Annotated in this window: 20 protein-coding genes and 1 other RNA gene; 10 read left to right on the forward strand and 11 right to left on the reverse strand. The window is 53.0% G+C overall.

Annotated features, from left to right (window positions below; all coding sequences use genetic code 11):
* Window positions 1–6: 6 nt before the first annotated feature.
* The 5 genes from acrB to JM656_RS16090 all read left to right on the forward strand — a co-directional run bounded on the left by acrB (window position 7) and on the right by JM656_RS16090 (window position 5,598).
* Entirely contained in the window at window positions 7–3,156 is a 3,150-nt protein-coding gene (gene acrB / locus JM656_RS16070; RefSeq protein WP_203358644.1) for an efflux RND transporter permease AcrB, read from the forward strand.
* A gap of 501 nt (window positions 3,157–3,657) precedes the next feature.
* Window positions 3,658–4,032: an Hha toxicity modulator TomB gene (gene tomB, locus JM656_RS16075; protein WP_012133514.1), complete on the forward strand. Its 375-nt coding sequence runs from the start codon at window positions 3,658–3,660 to the stop codon at window positions 4,030–4,032.
* Between the two features lie 27 nt (window positions 4,033–4,059).
* Window positions 4,060–4,278, forward strand: a complete 219-nt coding sequence (locus JM656_RS16080; protein WP_002892050.1) for an HHA domain-containing protein — start codon at window positions 4,060–4,062, stop codon at window positions 4,276–4,278.
* Window positions 4,279–4,461: 183 nt separating this feature from the next.
* Window positions 4,462–5,013 (forward strand): maltose O-acetyltransferase, encoded by a 552-nt coding sequence (maa, locus tag JM656_RS16085; RefSeq protein ID WP_203358645.1) that lies wholly within the window; start codon window positions 4,462–4,464, stop codon window positions 5,011–5,013.
* Between the two features lie 114 nt (window positions 5,014–5,127).
* The gene (locus tag JM656_RS16090) at window positions 5,128–5,598 is read left to right on the forward strand and encodes a YlaC family protein (protein ID WP_203358646.1); all 471 of its coding nucleotides are present in this window, start codon (window positions 5,128–5,130) and stop codon (window positions 5,596–5,598) included.
* 72 nt (window positions 5,599–5,670) lie between these two features.
* Here JM656_RS16090 and ykgO read toward each other — a convergent pair whose 3' ends face one another.
* Together ykgO and JM656_RS16100 are read right to left on the reverse strand one after the other, a co-directional pair.
* Window positions 5,671–5,811 (reverse strand): type B 50S ribosomal protein L36, encoded by a 141-nt coding sequence (ykgO, locus tag JM656_RS16095; protein WP_192611404.1) that lies wholly within the window; start codon window positions 5,809–5,811, stop codon window positions 5,671–5,673.
* 1 nt (window position 5,812) lies between these two features.
* Complete coding sequence (locus JM656_RS16100) at window positions 5,813–6,073, reverse strand: type B 50S ribosomal protein L31 (protein ID WP_203358647.1); 261 nt, start codon at window positions 6,071–6,073, stop codon at window positions 5,813–5,815.
* A gap of 213 nt (window positions 6,074–6,286) precedes the next feature.
* Here JM656_RS16100 and JM656_RS16105 point away from each other — a divergent pair, with 213 nt between their 5' ends.
* Entirely contained in the window at window positions 6,287–7,837 is a 1,551-nt protein-coding gene (locus JM656_RS16105; protein WP_203358648.1) for an EAL domain-containing protein, read from the forward strand.
* A 39-nt stretch (window positions 7,838–7,876) separates the two neighbouring features.
* On the opposite strand, the gene JM656_RS16110 is transcribed toward JM656_RS16105, so the two are convergent.
* Window positions 7,877–8,230 carry a DUF1428 domain-containing protein gene (locus tag JM656_RS16110; protein WP_192611401.1) on the reverse strand — a complete coding sequence of 118 codons (354 nt, stop codon included), beginning with the start codon at window positions 8,228–8,230 and terminating at the stop codon, window positions 7,877–7,879.
* 65 nt (window positions 8,231–8,295) lie between these two features.
* On the reverse strand, window positions 8,296–8,925 hold the full coding sequence (locus JM656_RS16115) for a YitT family protein (protein WP_203358649.1): 630 nt from the start codon (window positions 8,923–8,925) through the stop codon (window positions 8,296–8,298).
* Window positions 8,926–9,009: 84 nt separating this feature from the next.
* Between JM656_RS16115 and JM656_RS16120 the strand changes: the two genes are divergently transcribed.
* A complete protein-coding gene (locus JM656_RS16120) occupies window positions 9,010–10,437 on the forward strand; it encodes a PLP-dependent aminotransferase family protein (RefSeq protein ID WP_203358650.1) in 1,428 nt (475 codons plus the stop codon).
* 28 nt (window positions 10,438–10,465) lie between these two features.
* On the opposite strand, the gene ffs is transcribed toward JM656_RS16120, so the two are convergent.
* An RNA gene (gene ffs, locus JM656_RS16125) (signal recognition particle sRNA small type) lies at window positions 10,466–10,562 on the reverse strand.
* A gap of 84 nt (window positions 10,563–10,646) precedes the next feature.
* On the opposite strand from ffs, the gene JM656_RS16130 reads away from it, so the two are divergent.
* Window positions 10,647–11,036 (forward strand): MGMT family protein, encoded by a 390-nt coding sequence (locus JM656_RS16130; RefSeq protein WP_203361307.1) that lies wholly within the window; start codon window positions 10,647–10,649, stop codon window positions 11,034–11,036.
* Window positions 11,037–11,068: 32 nt separating this feature from the next.
* Here the strand turns inward: JM656_RS16130 and JM656_RS16135 are convergent, their stop codons facing one another.
* Window positions 11,069–11,590, reverse strand: coding sequence for a YbaY family lipoprotein (locus JM656_RS16135; RefSeq protein ID WP_203358651.1), 522 nt, complete (start codon window positions 11,588–11,590; stop codon window positions 11,069–11,071).
* A 212-nt stretch (window positions 11,591–11,802) separates the two neighbouring features.
* Here JM656_RS16135 and tesB point away from each other — a divergent pair, with 212 nt between their 5' ends.
* Window positions 11,803–12,663 (forward strand): acyl-CoA thioesterase II, encoded by an 861-nt coding sequence (gene tesB / locus JM656_RS16140; protein WP_203358652.1) that lies wholly within the window; start codon window positions 11,803–11,805, stop codon window positions 12,661–12,663.
* Between the two features lie 76 nt (window positions 12,664–12,739).
* Here tesB and amtB read toward each other — a convergent pair whose 3' ends face one another.
* The 5 genes from amtB to decR form a co-directional block, all read right to left on the reverse strand.
* Complete coding sequence (amtB, locus tag JM656_RS16145) at window positions 12,740–14,026, reverse strand: ammonium transporter AmtB (RefSeq protein ID WP_203358653.1); 1,287 nt, start codon at window positions 14,024–14,026, stop codon at window positions 12,740–12,742.
* Window positions 14,027–14,058: 32 nt separating this feature from the next.
* Window positions 14,059–14,397, reverse strand: coding sequence for a P-II family nitrogen regulator (gene glnK, locus JM656_RS16150; protein WP_192611395.1), 339 nt, complete (start codon window positions 14,395–14,397; stop codon window positions 14,059–14,061).
* 244 nt (window positions 14,398–14,641) lie between these two features.
* Window positions 14,642–16,420: a SmdB family multidrug efflux ABC transporter permease/ATP-binding protein gene (locus JM656_RS16155; RefSeq protein ID WP_203358654.1), complete on the reverse strand. Its 1,779-nt coding sequence runs from the start codon at window positions 16,418–16,420 to the stop codon at window positions 14,642–14,644.
* Window positions 16,413–18,185: a SmdA family multidrug ABC transporter permease/ATP-binding protein gene (locus tag JM656_RS16160; RefSeq protein ID WP_203358655.1), complete on the reverse strand. Its 1,773-nt coding sequence runs from the start codon at window positions 18,183–18,185 to the stop codon at window positions 16,413–16,415. Before JM656_RS16160 ends, JM656_RS16155 begins: the two co-directional genes overlap by 8 nt.
* Window positions 18,186–18,229: 44 nt before the next feature.
* Window positions 18,230–18,688, reverse strand: a complete 459-nt coding sequence (decR, locus tag JM656_RS16165; protein ID WP_203358656.1) for a DNA-binding transcriptional regulator DecR — start codon at window positions 18,686–18,688, stop codon at window positions 18,230–18,232.
* 115 nt (window positions 18,689–18,803) lie between these two features.
* On the opposite strand from decR, the gene JM656_RS16170 reads away from it, so the two are divergent.
* On the forward strand, window positions 18,804–19,856 hold the full coding sequence (locus JM656_RS16170) for a PLP-dependent cysteine synthase family protein (protein WP_203358657.1): 1,053 nt from the start codon (window positions 18,804–18,806) through the stop codon (window positions 19,854–19,856).
* Window positions 19,857–19,886 lie beyond the last annotated feature (30 nt).

Genomic DNA, 19,886 nt, shown 5'->3' on the forward strand with positions numbered 1-19,886 from the left:
TAAGACATGCCTAATTTCTTTATCGATCGCCCTATATTTGCGTGGGTGATCGCCATCATCATCATGTTGGCAGGGGGACTCGCGATCCTCAAGCTGCCGGTAGCGCAATATCCTACGATTGCGCCACCAGCAGTATCGATATCCGCGACCTACCCTGGCGCGGATGCCAAAACAGTGCAGGACACTGTGACACAGGTTATCGAACAGAATATGAACGGTATCGATAACCTGATGTACATGTCCTCAAACAGTGACTCCACGGGTACCGTGCAGATCATCTTAACCTTCCAGTCTGGTACCGATGCGGATATCGCACAGGTTCAGGTGCAGAACAAACTGCAACTGGCAATGCCGTTACTTCCTCAGGAAGTTCAACAACAGGGTGTTAGCGTTGAGAAATCATCCAGTAGCTTCCTGATGGTCGTGGGCGTCATTAACACTGACGGCACCATGACTCAGGAAGATATCTCGGATTACGTCGGTGCCAACATGAAAGACGCCATCAGCCGTACGTCCGGTGTGGGTGACGTTCAGCTGTTCGGTTCTCAGTACGCAATGCGTATCTGGATGGACCCGAACAAACTGAACGACTTCCAGCTGACGCCGGTTGATGTGATTACCGCAATCAAAGCGCAAAACGCCCAGGTTGCTGCCGGTCAGTTGGGTGGTACGCCGCCGGTGAAAGGCCAGCAACTTAACGCATCAATTATCGCGCAAACGCGTCTGACCTCCGCCGATGAGTTCAGCAAAATTCTGCTGAAAGTGAATCAGGATGGTTCTCAGGTTCGCCTGCGTGACGTCGCGAAAGTGGAGCTGGGTGGCGAGAACTACGACATTATTGCGAAGTTCAACGGCAAACCGGCCTCCGGTCTGGGGATCAAACTGGCGACCGGCGCAAACGCGCTGGATACCGCTGCAGCGATCCGCGCCGAACTGAAAAAGATGGAGCCGTTCTTCCCATCGGGTCTGAAGATTGTTTACCCGTATGACACCACTCCCTTCGTGAAGATCTCTATTCACGAAGTGGTGAAAACACTGGCGGAAGCTATCATCCTCGTGTTCCTGGTAATGTATCTGTTCCTGCAGAACTTCCGCGCGACGTTGATTCCGACCATTGCTGTTCCGGTGGTCCTGTTGGGTACCTTCGCCATCCTCGCGATATTCGGCTTCTCGATAAACACCCTAACGATGTTCGGGATGGTGCTCGCCATCGGCCTGTTGGTGGATGACGCCATCGTGGTGGTCGAGAACGTTGAACGTGTTATGGCGGAAGAAGGCCTGCCGCCAAAAGAAGCCACGCGTAAATCCATGAGCCAGATTCAGGGCGCACTGGTTGGTATCGCGATGGTACTGTCTGCGGTATTTATTCCGATGGCCTTCTTTGGCGGCTCCACCGGTGCAATTTATCGTCAGTTCTCTATCACCATCGTTTCGGCAATGGCCTTGTCGGTACTGGTGGCCTTGATCCTGACGCCAGCCCTGTGCGCCACCATGCTCAAACCTATCGCCAAAGGCGATCACGGCGAAGGCAAGAAAGGCTTCTTCGGCTGGTTTAACCGCATGTTTGATAAGAGTACGAACCATTACACCGACAGCGTAGGCAACATTCTGCGCAGCACCGGTCGTTATCTGCTGCTCTATCTGATCATTGTGGTCGGTATGGCATACCTGTTCGTTCGCCTGCCAAGCTCCTTCTTACCTGATGAAGATCAGGGCGTATTCATGACGATGGCCCAGCTACCGGCGGGTGCGACTCAGGAGCGTACGCAGAAGGTGCTGGACGAAGTCTCGGACTACTATCTGACCAAAGAAAAAGACAACGTTGAATCGGTCTTTGCCGTTAACGGCTTCGGTTTTGCGGGTCGTGGTCAGAACACCGGTATCGCGTTCGTCTCTCTGAAAGACTGGAGTCAACGTCCGGGTAAAGAGAACAAGGTAGAGGCAATTACGGGTCGAGCCATGGGGGCGTTTTCGAAGATTAAAGACGCCATGGTATTTGCCTTTAACCTGCCTGCGATTGTTGAACTGGGTACAGCGACCGGCTTTGACTTCCAGCTGATTGACCAGGCGGGATTGGGTCACGAGAAACTGACCCAGGCGCGTAACCAGCTGTTTGGCGAAGTGGCTAAGCATCCTGATCTGTTGGTTGGCGTACGTCCTAACGGTTTGGAAGATACCCCGCAATTCAAGATCGACATCGATCAGGAAAAAGCGCAGGCACTTGGCGTTTCTATCAGTGACATTAATACAACGCTTGGCGCAGCTTGGGGCGGAAGCTACGTAAACGACTTTATCGACCGCGGTCGTGTGAAGAAAGTTTACGTCATGTCTGAAGCCAAATACCGTATGTTGCCGGAAGATATTGGTAACTGGTATGTGCGTGGTAGCAATGGACAGATGGTACCGTTCTCCGCCTTCTCCACTTCTCGCTGGGAATACGGTTCACCGCGTCTGGAACGCTATAACGGCCTGCCTTCAATGGAAATTCTCGGCCAGGCAGCAGAAGGTAAGAGTACCGGTGAAGCCATGGCGATGATGGAACAGCTGGCCAGCAAACTGCCATCCGGTATCGGTTATGACTGGACAGGTATGTCTTATCAGGAACGCTTGTCAGGCAACCAGGCCCCTGCCCTGTATGCAATTTCACTGATTGTCGTGTTCTTGTGTCTGGCAGCGCTGTACGAGAGCTGGTCAATTCCGTTCTCCGTCATGCTGGTGGTTCCGCTGGGTGTTATCGGTGCATTGCTTGCCGCCACCTTCCGCGGCCTGACCAACGACGTTTACTTCCAGGTAGGCCTGTTGACAACCATTGGGTTGTCGGCGAAGAACGCGATATTGATCGTCGAATTCGCCAAAGACTTAATGGATAAAGAAGGTAAAGGTCTGATTGAGGCAACGCTGGACGCCGTTCGTATGCGTTTACGCCCCATTCTGATGACGTCTCTGGCGTTTATCCTGGGGGTTATGCCGCTGGTAATCAGCTCCGGCGCAGGTTCCGGCGCGCAGAACGCCGTTGGTACAGGCGTAATGGGCGGGATGGTTACCGCAACCGTTCTGGCAATCTTCTTCGTGCCGGTCTTCTTTGTGGTGGTTCGCCGCCGCTTTAGCCGCAAGAATGAAGACATTGAACATAGCCATTCGGTAGAGAATCACTAATTCATCCTCTTAACAAAGGCCGCGCAAGCGGCCTTTTTATTGGATAAAATTCATAAAAAACGCTTATTGTCAGTTCATTTATTTTATCCAGGATAAATAAGGCATATAATCCATAGATTGCCAAAGGCTATTCCTGAACTGTTTGGTAATTTCTTATATTCTTATTAATTAAGAAATATTAAGACTATTCCTGGTACTTTCTATGTTGCGACAAGCAGTTAGCACAAGTTGTGACGTCCAAAGGGGGTAACTTGATGAATTGCAAACGTAATAAAGATTTTTCCTCATTCCGCGCCAGCGCATATGTCTGCTAAAATGGGTAAAATTGGCTGCAGTGACCTAATTCGCCCTAATTGTAATTTTTCGTAATATGACGATGAAATCTTTTTTAGAGTGGATTATAGTTAAATCATCAGGAGATGAGGGTAAGTTCCAGGTCAGTAAGTTGTATCCATCCCGAAGGTGTTCGGTTAGTTCAAGCCACTAAGAAGGGGATGCGTTATGGATGAATACTCACCCAAAAGACATGATATCGCACAGCTTAAGTTTCTCTGTGAAACCCTGTATCATGACTGCCTTGCAAACCTTGAAGAAAGTAACCATGGCTGGGTTAACGACCCAACATCGGCGATCAATCTCCAGCTTAATGAGCTGATAGAGCATATTGCAACCTTCGCACTTAATTATAAAATTAAGTACAATGAGGACAATAAGCTGATTGCGCAGATAGATGAATATCTGGACGACACGTTTATGTTGTTCAGCAGTTATGGCATTAATGCGCAGGATCTTCAGAAATGGCGAAAATCGGGAAACCGCCTGTTTCGCTGTTTTGTCAACGCCACCAGGGCTAATCCTGTTAGTTTGTCTTGTTAAAAACTATTACAATCATAGGTAAGATTTATGTCCGATAAACCATTAACTAAAACTGATTATTTGATGCGCTTGCGACGCTGTCAGACTATTGACACGCTTGAACGTGTTATTGAGAAAAATAAATATGAATTATCTGACAATGAACTGGCTGTATTTTACTCAGCAGCAGACCACCGCCTCGCAGAATTGACGATGAATAAGCTTTACGACAAGATCCCCACCTCGGTCTGGAAATTTATTCGTTAATTGGTTATGCATTTCTCAGGGAAGACATGCGTGCAGCCAGACAGGCTAATTTTCCGTATTTACTGTTAATTCTTACGTTTATTCACGTGAGCTGGATCACACCGGCCTAATGGGAACGTTCCCTTTCGACGTGCTGCGTTTTACTGTATTGCGACATTCAGGCAAACCACAGGAGAGCGCGTGATGAGTGAAGAAAAACAAAAGATGATTGCTGGCGAGATGTATCGCCCAGCAGACGAGACCTTACGCAGAGACAGTCTGCGGGCGCGTCAGTTAACCCATCGATACAATCACACCTCGCCTGATGAAAAGCATGAACGTCAGGCAATCCTGAATGAATTACTGGGGCGCGCAAATGGCGCCTGTATCGAACCCTCGTTTCGCTGCGACTACGGCTATAACATTTATCTCGGGAAAGAATTCTACGCTAACTTCGACTGCGTGATGCTTGATGTCTGCCCCATTCATATCGGCGATAACTGCATGCTTGCCCCCGGTGTGCATATCTACACAGCCACACATCCGCTGGACGCCACTGAACGCAACAGCGGCAGGGAATTGGGTAAACCCGTCACCATCGGAAACAACGTCTGGATCGGCGGACGCGCTGTGATTAATCCAGGCGTGAGCATTGGCGATAATGTGGTTGTTGCATCGGGAGCCGTGGTGACTAAAGACGTTCCGGCAAATGTGGTGGTTGGCGGGAATCCGGCTCGCGTCATCAAAACGCTGTAAAGTGAAATGTAACTGTTATGCTAAATTGAGGTTAATCTGTTACTTTTTTCATCCGGTACACCCTTTTAAAATGGGCTGTTCCCCTGAATGTTGCTGATATCACGAAGGCAAAAGATGACAGAAATACAACGCCTGCTTACCGAAACCATTGACGATCTCAACACGCGTGAAAAGCGCGATAACAGACCGCGTTTTAGCATTAGCTTCATTCGCAAACATCCTGGACTGTTTGTCGGCATGTATATCGCCTGGTTTGCCACGCTGGCCGTGATGCTCCAGTCCGAAACTCTGGTGGATTCCGTCTGGTTGCTGGTGGTCTTGTTTGTATTGTTAAATGGCTTTTTCTTTTTTGACGTCGCGCCACGCTACCGTTACGAAGATATCGACGTGCTGGATTTTAGAGTTTGTTATAACGGTGAGTGGTATAACACACGCTTTGTTCCCCCCACGCTTATCACCGCCATTCTCCATTCCCCGCGTGTAGACAGCGACCATAAAGCGCAACTGCAAAAAATGATATCGCGTAAAGGTGAACTCTCTTTCTACGATATTTTTACGCTTGCACGCCCTCAGGCAACCCCGTAGCCCTGATTTTGCCAGAAAAAGTGCGCCCCTTCCCTGGTGCGCACCGGGTTCCCTGAAATGTTGGCAAAACCGTTAACGTCTTTTTTTACGCCCCTGTACCGCTTTAAAACGCGGATTCGTTTTACAAATCACATACACACGTCCTTTGCGTCTGACGACCTGGCAATCCGGATGCCGTTGCTTTGCACTGCGAAGTGAATTCACTACTTTCATCTTATCCCCGCTTTGTTCCAATAAAATGCCCAAAACGTTTCTGGAAACGTGCTGCGCTGCCCTCATTGTCGAACGTTTTCTGTTTTCCGGTGTAGTACGGATGTGATTTGGAAGAAACATCAATAGTGACATACGGGTATGTCACGCCCTCCAGTTCGATTTCCCGTTCAGTTCGGATGGTCGAACCGACTTTAAAATATGCATTCACGCTGGTGTCATGGAATACCACGGTGCGATAAACAGGATGAATTTCAGGTTTCATAGCGCCCTCACATTTAATGTTATAACATAACAATACTCTGTCAGCAGCGGCAATTCAACCTTGCTAAATCAGGGGGAATTAAACCAAAATGACGCTTTCTCTGGCGATGGAAGACAAGTTATCCAAAAAAATCATAGAATAACGACATCAACGAAAGGAGATCTTTCGCGATCAGATATACTTTGCCTACGCTTCGTTAATAGAGGTAGCAACGTGACGACACGACATCTGGCCGGCCTGGTGACGGGTGTGCTTATTTTATCTGTCCTTGTTCCTGTTGGATTAAGCCTTTGGCTGGCACATCGTCAGGTTGAACAGAAATTTATCGAAGAGCTGAATACCTATTCATCAGGTGTCGCTTTACGTGCAAATAAAGTCGCCTCTCAGGGAAAACTCGCGCTAAAGCAGATGGAGCGCTTCGAGGGCGAGCCTTGCAGCAATGCGCATTTACTGGCGATGCGCCGGGTATCCTATAGCAACCGCTACATTCAGGAAGTCCTATATCTGGAGAATAATGTTCCTGCCTGTTCATCGCTGGAGCAAAAAAGCCACGCCGCCGCACTGCCTGAACCTGGCAAAATCTTCCGGGGTGGCTACCGTGCATGGCTAACGGCACAGAATGATTTAGGGATAAAGCGCTATATGGTTGCGTTGGGCACAGATCGCTACATCGTGATGATTGACCCTGCATCATTCATTGACGTGATCCCTTTTGGTTCCTCGCAAATTGATGCGGCCATTATTGGGGAAGCACACAACATCGTGATCGCCAGCAGCGATCGCCTCAAACCCGAGATTATTCAGCAATTGCAGCAAGCCGCGAACCAGCATATGGAGAATAATGGGACGCTCTATAATATCCAGCCTTTCCCGGAAATGCGCATTTCTATTGTGACCTGGTCTTCCGCGCTTTCGCTGCAAAAAAACTGGTATCGTCAGGCCCTTATTTGGCTCCCGGTAGGTCTTGTAATAGGTCTACTGAGCGCCGCGTTTATTCTGCGCATTCTGCGCCGTATACAGTCGCCCCATCATCGCCTGCAGGATGCTATTCAAAATCGTGATATAAAAGTCCACTACCAGCCAATTGTTTCATTACGTACCGGTAAAGTTGTCGGTGCCGAAGCGCTGGCGCGTTGGCCGCAAACCGATGGCAGCTACCTGTCGCCAGACATTTTTATCGCGCTGGCAGAAGAGACCGGACTGTCAGAATCGCTCAGCCATCTGATTATCGACACCGTCTTTGAGGAGATGGGGAAATGGTTGCAACAGCACCCCGGGCTGCATATTTCGATCAACCTTGAGTCCAGCGATCTGACCTCACAGACGCTGCCGTCGCATTTAAGCAAGCTGCTGAATCGGTATCACGTTGCCCCCTCACAAATCGCGCTGGAACTGACAGAACGCGAGTTTGCCGACCCGAAAACCTGCGCGCCGATCATTACCCAATACCGTAAAGCAGGACACGCAATCTATATCGACGATTTTGGTACGGGCTATTCCAGCCTTAGCTACTTACAGAATCTGGAAGTGGATATCCTTAAAATCGACAAGTCGTTTGTCGATGCGCTGGAATATAAAAATGTCACGACGCACATCATTGAGATGGCAAAAACCCTCAAACTGGAGATGGTAGCCGAAGGTATTGAGACTCCCCGTCAGGAGAGCTGGTTGCGTGAGCACGGTGTGCAATACGGTCAGGGTTGGCTATACAGTAAAGCCCTCCCAAAATCAGAGTTTATCCTGTGGGCTGAACAACATCGGTGATGTCGGGGTGGCTGGCGGCACGCCGCACAGCCAGTCACATCAGTCATCCAGAATGGGAGAGAATCCGCCATAAATCATGCGCTTGCCGTCAAACGGCATCGACTCGCCAAACTCTTTCATTCGTGGATCCGACATCATCTTTTGATTCGCCGCGTCGCGAACCTCTTTCGAGGGGTATTCAATCCAGCTAAAGACCACTTCTTCGTGCTCTTCTGCTTTCACCGCCATCCGGAAATCGGTCAGTTTGCCGTCCGGAACGTCATCGGCCCAGCACTCAACAACGCGTAATGCCCCAAACTCCTTAAAGAGCGGGACAGCTTTTGCCGCCATTGCCACGTAGGCCTCCTTGTTTTCGGCTGGTACGGCAACCACAAAACCATCAACATACTTCATGAGATAAACCTCCGAAGTGTTACTGCACGGCAAGACAATTCTGGCCGCGTCAGTCGCAGTTAAGTTTAGTCGCCATTGCGATACTGTGCCGTAGAAGCATTTCGCAGCGGCATGTGCGCCGCTGGCGAATAACGAAACCAGGGCAGGCAAATCTGGATCAATGGTCCAATCGCCAGCGCATACAGCACGGTTCCGACACCCAATGCGCCCCCAAGGAGCCAGCCGCTCAACAAAACGGAAACTTCAATCGCCGTACGAATAGTGCGCACGGGCCAGCCAGTGCGCGCATGAATCCCTGTCATCAGGCCGTCACGCGGACCGGCGCCAAAGCCTGCGCCAATATACATACTGGTTGCCAGCGCATTGACGATCACCGCAGAAACTAACAAAACAGTGCGCACGAGCAGAGATTCAAATCCAGGCATGATCGCCAGGGCGGCATCTGCCGCCAGGCCGATGACAATAACGTTGCTCAGTGTTCCAAGCCCTGGACGTTGTCGCAGGGGTATCCATAACAGCAAGACCAGAACGCCAACACCAATCATCACAATACCGATGTTCATCGACAGCAGATTCGCCACCCCGAGATGAAAAACATTCCAGGGGTCGGCGCCTAAATCCGCACGCACAAACATGGCGGTCGAGACACCGTAAAGCGCCAGCCCCAGATACAATTGAACCAATCGACGCAGCATAATTTCCCCTCCTTGCCAGATAACGTTCATCTTCTCCGCAATTGGCACTATGATTAATGTCCAGTTTTCAAAAAGTGGACTGTTATGTCATCTCGCCGTCATGGTAGCCAATCTCTGCAGCGCTTGCTCGGACACTGGCAGGAAACCGCTTCACGTATCCCTCTCTGGCGCCAGCTTGCGAGTGCGCTGCGTCTGCTCATTCTGGATGGTCGTCTGGCACTTGATAGCCGTCTTCCCGGCGAGCGCGAACTGGCCGCCGTGCTGGACGTGAGCCGAACCACCATTGCCAGCGCGCTGGCGCAACTGCGTGAAGAAGGTTATCTGGAAAGCCGACAGGGGAGCGGCTCGCGAGTTATCCTGCCAGAACATATCCACCGGGTGCCCACCCGCACCAGTACCGGCATGGCGCTTGATCTTTCCACTGCCACGCTAAGTGCAGGTCCGGAGATTCATCAGGCCTACCACCAGGCGCTGTGTGCAATGCCCCAGCATCTGCTGAGTTCGGGCTATTTGCCGCAGGGATTATTGTCGCTACGTGAAACCATTGCCGGGCACTACTGCGAACGAGGGCTGCCCACTCACCCGGATGAGATTATAGTCGTCAATGGCTCGGTGAGTGGCCTGGCATTGATCCTGCGTCTGCTGACAGGACCAGGCGATCGTGTCGTCGTGGATCACCCCACCTACCCGCTCGCTATCGCGGCTATTCAGGGTGCGTCGTGTCGTCCGGTAGGTGTCTCTTTACCTGAGCATGGCTGGGATACCGCCGGTCTGGTCGCCACTATTGCGCAAACGTCGCCAAGAATGGCCTATCTGATACCGGATTTTCATAACCCAACCGGGCGCTGTATGGACGCCGCGACACGTCAGACAGTGGCGGACATTGCCGCCAGAACACGCACCACCCTGGTGGTGGATGAAACGATGGTGAATCTTTGGTTTGATGCCCCTCCACCGCCACCTCTCGCCTGTTACAACGCCGATGCGCCCATTATTATGCTGGGGTCAGCAGGTAAGAGTTTCTGGGGAGGTCTGCGTCTGGGCTGGGTTCGCGCATCGTCACGCACCATTGCCGCGCTGGTGCAAACCCGCGATACGTTTGACCTGGGTTCGCCCGTACTGGAACAACTGGCGACCGCCTGGCTGATTGAAAACGCCGGAACCTTCCTTCCTGAACGACGGCAACAACTGGCCAGACGGCGCGCGTTATGCGGTGAACTGATGCGTACACACTTTCCGGAATGGACGTTTTCCCAGCCTGCGGGAGGACTCTCTTTTTGGGTGGAATTGCCTGATACTTTAGCCACCCAGTTCGCTACGCATGCCGAAAGCGCAGGTATTCAGCTCGGCACGGGCACCCGCTTTGGTCTGGCAGGCGCCTTCGATCGCTTCTTGCGGATGCCATTTACCCACCCGGACGACACATTACGCGCAGCATTCAGCACGTTACAGCCCCTGTGGGACGGGTTGCGTTTTCAAACCGGTGTGGGGAAAATGCGTAAGATTATTTGATGTGCCGGACGGCAGAATTGGGTGGGGGCCCTGCCAGCTACATCCCGGCACACACGTCGTCTGCTCTGGCTGCTTCCTTCCGGATCTGACCTGGTAAACAGAGTAGCGTTGCGGGAGAACCAACAGAGCCCCCATTGAGAGCGTTGTTAACCAACGCGCAGGCGCATTATCACTGCTGTCCCCGGTAAATGCAACCGATCCTGCATCGGATGCTGCTTTCTTGCGCAATGAGGCTTCACTCTGCCTCTATTGAGGATTATGCTGAAAGATTAGCGCAGGAATACACCATGGATATACAAGACTCTTTCCCCCAACGCGTCTGGCAAATTGTCGCCTCTATTCCCGAAGGATTTGTGACCACCTACGGTGATGTCGCACGGCTCGCGGGGTCACCCCGTGCCGCTCGCCAGGTCGGCGGCGTGTTAAAACGGTTGCCGGAAGGCAGCGCCCTCCCCTGGCACAGGGTCGTTAACCGCCACGGCGCGATCTCGTTGACCGGTCCTGATCTTCAGCGTCAACGCCAGGCTTTATTGTCGGAAGGGGTGATGGTTTCCGGGAGCGGGCAGATCGATTTACAACGATACCGCTGGGTGTATTAACCCTCTCCGTGTCGAAGAGGGTTTATTTCAGATCAGTAATCTGTAGGTGGCGTTGCTATCGCCCCACTTCCAGCCTGCACCGGCACTGCCGTTTGCTGGACCGGTACCAGCGTCAGATCGGCCTTGGTCCCACCCCGATTAATCACTTCCTGCACGGTATCGGTAATGAATACCAGTTTGTCATTTACGGTGATCGCTGCACTCAGCAGGATCCGGGCGTTTGGCTGTACATCTGCAGGGTTGAACGGGAGAACGAAGCTAAACGGCGCCTGTTTGCCTTCAGTACGGACCGCCTGCTGCGACAACACTTTCGACGGTGCATCAGCCAGTGAGGCATCCGACAGTGTCACGGTTAATACAGCATCCGGTGGCAGAGCCACTTTCTGACGGATCCAGACGGTACCTGAAACCGAGGGTTGCTGAATTGCAGGCTTCGCAGCCACACCAGAAGTGCTTGGGTTCGGTGCTGGTGTCTGGACATCTGCGCTTTTGTCTGCGCAGGCCGCCAGAGCAACCGCCATCGCTAAACCACTGACCATGTGCACAAGTTTCATTAAATTCTCCTTCTCACCCGTGCTCCGGCGCGGTTTTTTCCTCGACAGAGCACGGTTAACAAACACATAACGTGATTAAGTTTGGCACAAATTACCTATTTTTTCCTGAAATAAGTCAGTTATTCAGACTATTGCACCCATCGGACCACTTTTAAAATTGCGTTATACTGTGGCTATCTCGCTGCGGCGCCGTCATTACCTGGAGAGTAAGTATGAGTCTGGCACTGAAAAATCTGCTGACATTGTTAAATCTGGAAAAAATTGAAGAAGGACTCTTTCGGGGACAAAGTGAAGACCTGGGGTTACGTCAGGTTTTTGGTGGACAGGTTGTCGGCCAGGCGCTGTGTGCCGCCAAGGAAACCGTCGCCGAAGAGCGCCATGTACACTCTTTCCACAGCTATTTCTTACGCCCGGGTGATAGTCAGAAACCGATTATTTACGATGTTGAAGTGCTACGTGATGGCAACAGTTTTAGCGCCCGCCGGGTGGCCGCAATCCAGAACGGAAAGCCCATCTTTTACATGACCGCCTCTTTCCAGGGCCAGGAAGAGGGATTTGAGCACCAGAAAAAAATGCCTGCCGCACCTGGGCCGGAATCTCTGAAATCGGAAACCGAAATTGCCCGCTCAGTGGCGCATTTGCTACCGCCGATGTTAAAAGAGAAATTTCTCTGCGATCGTCCCTTAGAGATTCGCCCGGTCGAATTTCATAATCCGCTAAAAGGCCATGTTTCGGAGCCGACGCGTCAGGTCTGGATCCGCGCAAACGGCACGATGCCGGATAGCCTCCGCGCGCATCAGTATTTGCTGGGCTATGCCTCCGATCTTAATTTCCTGCCCGTGGCGTTGCAGCCTTACGGTATTGGTTTTCTCGAAAAAGGGATCCAGATTGCCACCATCGATCATTCGATGTGGTTCCATCGCCCGTTCAATATGAATGAATGGCTGCTGTACAGCGTAGAGAGCACTTCTGCTTCCAGCGCCCGCGGCTTTGTACGCGGTGAGTTTTACACGCAGGACGGCGTGTTGGTTGCGTCTACCGTGCAGGAAGGGGTCATGCGTAATCACAATTGAAAAAAGCCGGATGGCGCTAACGCTTATCCGGCTTTTTGTAGGCCCGGTAAGCGACAGCGCCACCGGGCAATCTGCGTTACGCGTTATAGGCATTCTCGCCGTGACTGTTCACATCCAGCCCCTCGCGCTCTTGTTCTTCCGGTACGCGCAGCCCCACGGTTAAATCCGCCAGTTTGTAACCGATAAACGCGACCACGCCGGACCAGAGGATTGTAATCCCAATACTTTCTAACTGCACCAGCACCTGATGCCCCATCGTGACGCCTTCGGCAAAGCCCACGCCGCCGAGCGAGCGAGAAGCGAAGACCCCGGTCAGGATACACCCAACGATGCCGCATACGCCGTGAACGCCGAACACATCGCAAGGATCGTCAACGCGCAGCAGGCGTTTAAGCATTGTAACGCCCCATAATCCCGCCAGCCCCGCCACAACGCCAATAATTAACGCGCCGCCGACTCCGATGTAGCCACAGGCAGGCGTGACGCCAACCAGACCGGCAATGGCGCCAGAACAGGCCCCCAGCAGAGACGGTTTACCGCGCAGGGCCCATTCGCCAAATATCCATCCGAGGATCGCCGCTGCCGTTGCAACCACGGTGTTGACGAAAGCCAGCGCCGCGATCTCATTCGCCGCACTGGCAGAACCGGCGTTAAAACCGAACCAGCCAAAATACAGGATCGCCGTACCGGTAAAGACCATCGGCAGGTTATGCGGTTTAAACGCCTCTTTGCCAAAACCAACGCGTTTGCCGATCAAATAAGCGCCAACCAGACCGGCAATCGCCGCGTTAATATGCACCACGGTACCGCCCGCGAAATCCAGCGCGCCATGCGATGCCAGCAAACCGCCGCCCCACACCATGTGCGCAATAGGAATGTAGGAAAGCGTCAGCCAGACCACCACGAAAATCAGCACCGCCGAAAAACGAATACGCTCAGCCAATGCCCCCACGATAAGCCCAACAGTGATACAGGCGAACGAACCCTGGAACGCAACGTGAATATACTGATAGAAACTGCCCATCACCGCCGTGAGTTCAATATTCTTCAGCATCGTCCAGTGGAAGTTACCGAAGAAATTATTGCCTTCGCCAAAGGCCAGCGAATAGCCGTAAACAACCCATAAAATACAGACCAGCGCAAACGTCACGGTGACCTGGGTGAGCATTGACAGCACGTTCTTTCCACGAATCAAACCACCGTAGAACAGGGCAATGCCGGGGATCGTCATGAACAGCACCAGCGCGGTACAAATCATCATAAAGGCATTATCGGCTTTGTCAGCGACCGCAGGAGCCGCCATCGCCAGACCTGGCAGCAGCGCCAGTGAAGCCAGGCCCGTTTTCATCGTTGCTATCTTCATTTTTTCGTTCCTATCACTGTGTAGCCTGAAAGTTACAGTGCCGCTTCGTCGGCTTCACCGGTACGAATACGAATAACGCGTTGCAGTTCAGCAACGAAAATTTTGCCGTCGCCAATTTTTCCGGTCCATGCAGACTTGCTGATGATATCGATCACCTCCTCAAGCTGATCGTCCGCGATGGCCACATCAATTTTTACCTTGGGTAGAAAGTTAACGCTGTATTCCGCGCCGCGGTACAGCTCAGCATGCCCTTTCTGACGCCCAAAACCTTTCACTTCAGTGACTGTTAACCCCTGAATGCCTATGGAAGACAGCGCTTCACGAACGTCTTCCAGTTTGAACGGTTTGATTACCACGGTAACCAGCTTCATAGATCCCCTCCTGTCTGAAATGGGTAATAGCTGCAGCGACACGAGGGAACTATTGCAAGGGGTGTGCCACATTGATAAATGCGCCAATCCGGCACAAGATTGCACAAAAAACAGGCAACAAAACAGGAGGAGAGAAATGTGAAGTGCGTCAGAAGCGAAGCGGGAAACAAAAAACGCACCATGCCAGTGCATGATGCGTTTCATTTTTGCACCGCCCGCGGGAGTGGCGGGCAACGCTGGTGCATCAGGCGGTAAGCGATTCCTCACGCGCGCTGGCGGCCAGCTCTTCCCCGGCTAACTGTAATTGATACATTTGCCAGTAACGTCCCTGGGCTGCCAGCAATTGTTGATGGGTGCCACGTTCAACCGCCTGACCGCGATGCAGCACCAGAATGGTGTCAGCCTCGACGATCGTCGACAACCGGTGCGCAATCACCACCAGCGTAGTGTGCTCACGAACAGCCGCCAGCGCCTGCTGAATCGCTTGTTCGGTCCCCGAGTCGATGCTGGCCGTCGCTTCATCCAGGATCAGCACTTGAGGCGTCTCAACCAGCACGCGCGCCAGCGCCAGCAGTTGCTTTTGCCCCACCGACAAGGTGTTTCCCTGCTCGCCCAAACGCGTATGGATACCGTCACTCAGGCCGCGCGCCAGTTCCGCCAGTTGGACGGTTTCCAGCGCCTGCCAGACGCGCGCTTCCGAGATATCGCGGCCCAGCGTGACGTTTGCCAGGAAAGTATCAGCCATCACCACCGGATCCTGCTGCACCATCGCCACCCCCTGACGCAGAACGCTATGTCCCAGCGTAGAGAGTGGCCGCCCGTCCAGACGAATCTCGCCCTGAGTCAGCGGATAGTAGCCCATCAACAGGCTGGCGAGCGTACTCTTACCGCTCCCGGTATGCCCGACCAGTGCCACAAAACCACGTGAAGGCACTGACAGGCTGACGTCCTGCAGCACCAGATTATTGTCACGGTAGGAGAAAGAAACATGATCAACATCGATTCGCCCGCTCCGCAGCGGTCTGTTATCGTCACCATAACGCTGACGGGGGCCATCCATCAGTTCAAAAACGCGCTCCCCCGCCACAACCGCCTGCTGCAACATGGATTGCTGCGTCGTCAGTTCAATTAACGGCTCGTTCAGCCGCCCGAGGTAGCTAATAAACGCATATAACACCCCGACTTCGATGGTGCCCGCCGACGTAAAACTGAACAACATCAGCAGTCCACACAGAATCAGCGCCGAGAAAAGGCTCAGCAACGGGCGCAGTAAAAAGCCATCCAGCCTCAGAGTCTGCATTCGCGCCATGTAGTGCGAACGGCTGGCTTCTCCCATGCGTTCCCCGAAGCGCGCCTGTTGGCGAAACTGCTGAATGACGCTCATGCCGTTGATGACTTCATTGAAACCGTCATTAATATCCGCCAGATACGCTCTCACACGGCGAACGATCGGCGTGCTGTAACGCTGGTAAATCACCATCACCACCAGCACGGCGGGGAAAATCGCCATCGCCACCAGCGCCATGCGCCAGTCCAGGCTGAACATCGCCACTAACATCGCGCCAATCAGCGCGGCGCTGCGCAACACCGTCGCCACAACCGTGACGTAAAGGTCGCGGATCACTTCGGTGTCATTGGTGACGCGAGAAATCAACTGCCCGACAGGTTGGGTATCAAACTCGCTCAACGGCTGGCGGAGCGCCGCATCCATTACGTCGGTACGCAGTTGTTGTACGACGCCAACGGCTGCCTGATTAAACAACAGCGACTGCGCATAATGCAGACCGGCCGCCAGCAACTGTAAGCCAATGTAGGCCGCGACCAACCCCGCCACCATTGCCAACGGCAGGTTGTTTTTCGCCACCAGATGGTCAATGAAATAGCTAATAAGCAGCGGTCCACTCACCTCCGCCACCGCGGCGACCCAGAGCATGACCACCGCAATGGAAAGCGGTTTTCGCCACGGAGAACCGTACGCCAACAGCCTTTTCAGCGTTGGCCATAACTGTCCAAAACTACGCATTCGCCGCCTCCTCTGGCATTTCAGGGGCGTCCGTCAGCGCGGCTTCTAACTGCTGATAACGGTACATGTCTCGATACCAGCCGGGTTGCAGGACTAAATCATCATGCTCGCCTCGCTGAGCAATATGCCCATGCTGCATCACGATAATTTCGCTGGCTTCCGTCAGGGCGGACAAGCGGTGCGCGCTAATGATCACCGTACGCCCTTCTCCCCACTGGCGCAGGTTATGCAAAATCTGATGTTCCGTACGTCCATCCACGGCCGACAGGGCGTCATCCAGAATCAGGATCTCCGCATTGAGCAACAACGCACGGGCAATGGAAATACGCTGTTTTTGCCCGCCGGAAAGCATGACCCCGCGTTCGCCGACCTCGGTGTCGTAACCCTGTGGCAGACGTAAAATATCCTCATGAACGCTGGCTAAACGTGCAACATGTTCAATTTCGTCCTGCGTCGCGTTTGGGCATCCCAGCGCAATGTTGTTGGCGACCGTATCTGAAAACAGAAACGGTGTCTGGCTGACCACGGCCAGTCGGCTACGCCAGCTATCCAGTTGCAACTGCGTCAATGGAATGCCGTGAAAACGAATATCGCCTTGCGTGAGGTCAAAATGACGCTGGATCAACGAAAGTACCGTGCTTTTCCCGGCACCGGTAGGTCCACAAATCCCCAGCATTTGGCCGGGCTTGAGGTGAAAATGGACCTCTCCCAGCGCGGGATGCGCCGCCTGCGGATAACGAAACTCGCCAATCGCCGCTGTCAGCTCACCACGCCCTTCCGGTACGGGCTCTGCACCATCATTAACCACCGGTGCTTCCGCCAGCATGGCGCGAATTCGGCTATAAGCGGCACTGCCTCGCTCAACGATATTAAACATCCACGCCAGCGCCAGCATCGGCCAGATCATCAGACCGAGATACATCATGAAGCTGGTCAGTTGTCCGAGCGTTAACGCGCCATGGACCACCATCCAACTGCCACCGCCAATCGCCAGCAGGTTTGCCATACCAATGGCAATATAAATCGTCGGATCAAATCGGGCGTCGATACGGGCGACCCGCAGGTTTTTCTTGCCGGTATCCGCCGCGTCGGCCGCAAAAAGCGCCGACTGTCGGTCCTCGAGACCAAACGCTTTGATCATCCGAATGCTGGTCAGGCTCTCCTGAGTCCGATTGTTAAGGCTGGAAAATGCCGCCTGCGCAAGCTTGAAACGCTCGTGTAGCCTGTCGCCGTAGCGCTTAATCATCAGCGCCATAATCGGCATCGGTAACAAGGCAAACAGCGTCAGCTGCCAGCTGATTTGCGTGGACATCACAATCAATACGGCGCAACCCATGACCAATGAGTCCACCAGCGTTAACACCCCTTCCCCGGCGGCAAAGACCACGCGGTCCACGTCATTGGTGGCGCGCGCCATTAAATCCCCGGTGCGATGTCGTAGATAAAATTCAGGATGCTGACGACTGAGCTGACGGTAATAATCTTCACGCAGCTCAACGGCAAGTTGATAGGACGCCCCAAACAGCAGAACGCGCCAGACGTAGCGTAATAAATAGACCACGACAGCAATCAGCGCGATGGTTCCCACCCACATCAACACCTGTTCGGTGGTAAAGCGTTGTGCGCTTACGCCATCCACGACAATGCCGACCACCTTAGGCGGGATCAGTTGCAGGATAGCAATGATGATAAGCAGGGCAACAGCACCGAGATAGCGACGCCACTCCCGGCGAAAGTACCAGCTTAATTGAACAAATAATCGCACGTATTCTTTCCTGACATGATTTCCGGCAATCAACGCCGGGAGAATTATTCAATGGGTAGAGCGGTAGTATATTTAATCTGTTCCATCGCAAAGCTTGATGTGACATCTGACAGTCCGGGAACACTGTTCACCAGGCGTTTGTAGAAATCGTCATAGCGTTTCATGTCCGCCACCTGGACCCGCATCAGATAGTCGTATTCACCTGCCATGCGCCAAAAGCCCAGAACTTCCGGCATCTCGGTGACCACGGTCACGAATCGACAGTACCATTCGCTGCTGTGATGCTGCGTTTTTATCAGCACGAAGGCCGTTAAGCCCAACCCCAGCTTTTCAGGGTCCAGCAACGCGACTTTTCCTATCAGAACGCCGTCATCTTCCAGACGTTTTAGTCGTTTCCAGCAGGGTGTGGTGGTCAGATTAACGGCATCGGCTAACGCCTGCAAAGAGAGGGTACAGTCCTGCTGCAGCAAGGCGAGCAGCTTACGGTCAATTTTATCTAACATGCCCACCTCACAGAGAAGAATTTTCTCCTTACATTCTATTTTAAAGGTTAAATGGCAACAATTTTTTCTGTGCTTTCCGCTAATCTGGGCACAAAATGACAAATGGAAAACACCGATGAATAACGCCTGGGTTAAAAACGCCATTAATGAAATTAACGCTGACTACCAGCGTTCAGCAGATACGCATCTCATCCGGCTGTCGCTGCCTGCGTTCCCGGGGATTCAGCTCTATCTGAAAGATGAAAGTACGCACCCCACCGGCAGTCTGAAACATCGACTGGCGCGTTCACTGTTCCTGTACGGACTGTGCAACGGCTGGATCAAAGAAGGCACGCCAATCATTGAATCATCATCGGGTTCAACCGCAGTTTCCGAGGCCTATTTCGCTCGCCTTCTGGGTCTGCCCTTTATCGCCGTCATGCCTTCCTGTACGGCAAAACGCAAAGTTGAACAAATAGAGTTTTACGGCGGTCGCTGCCATTTTGTAGAAAGCGCCTGCGAGATTTACGCCGCCTCAGAACAGCTGGCGCGTGAACTGAACGGTCACTATATGGATCAGTTCACCTATGCTGAACGCGCGACTGACTGGCGCGGGAATAACAACATTGCCGACAGTATTTTTCGCCAGATGCAGTGCGAGCCAAACCCGGTGCCCAAACACATTGTCATGAGCGCAGGCACGGGCGGGACCTCAGCCACCATTGGTCGCTACATTCGCTGCCAGGGCTACGACACGCGTCTGATGGTCGTTGACCCGGAAAACTCGGTCTTTTTGCCCTACTGGCAGGAACGTGATGCCACACTGCGCAGTCCGGTCGGCAGCAAAATCGAAGGTATCGGCCGTCCACGCGTGGAGCCGTCTTTCATTCCGGATGTGGTGGATGAGATGTTACGCGTGCCGGATGCTGCCAGCATCGCGACCGCGCACTGGCTGGAAACGCAGTTGGGTCGTAAAGTGGGCGCCTCAACCGGCACCAATATGTGGGGAACGCTGCAACTCGCGGCCCGTATGCGCGATGCCGGAGAAACAGGTTCTCTCGTTACGTTGCTGTGCGACAGCGGCGAACGTTATCTCGACACCTACTACAATCCGGAATGGGTCAGCGCGCAGATCGGCGATTTAGCGCCGTGGCAGGCTGAACTTGCCAGGATGCTGAACGTCCGCTAAAGCAGTATAAAAAAAGCCAGACAATGACTG

The sequence above is a fragment of the Citrobacter sp. R56 genome (assembly GCF_016811995.1).
Lineage (GTDB): Bacteria > Pseudomonadota > Gammaproteobacteria > Enterobacterales > Enterobacteriaceae > Citrobacter_D > Citrobacter_D enshiensis.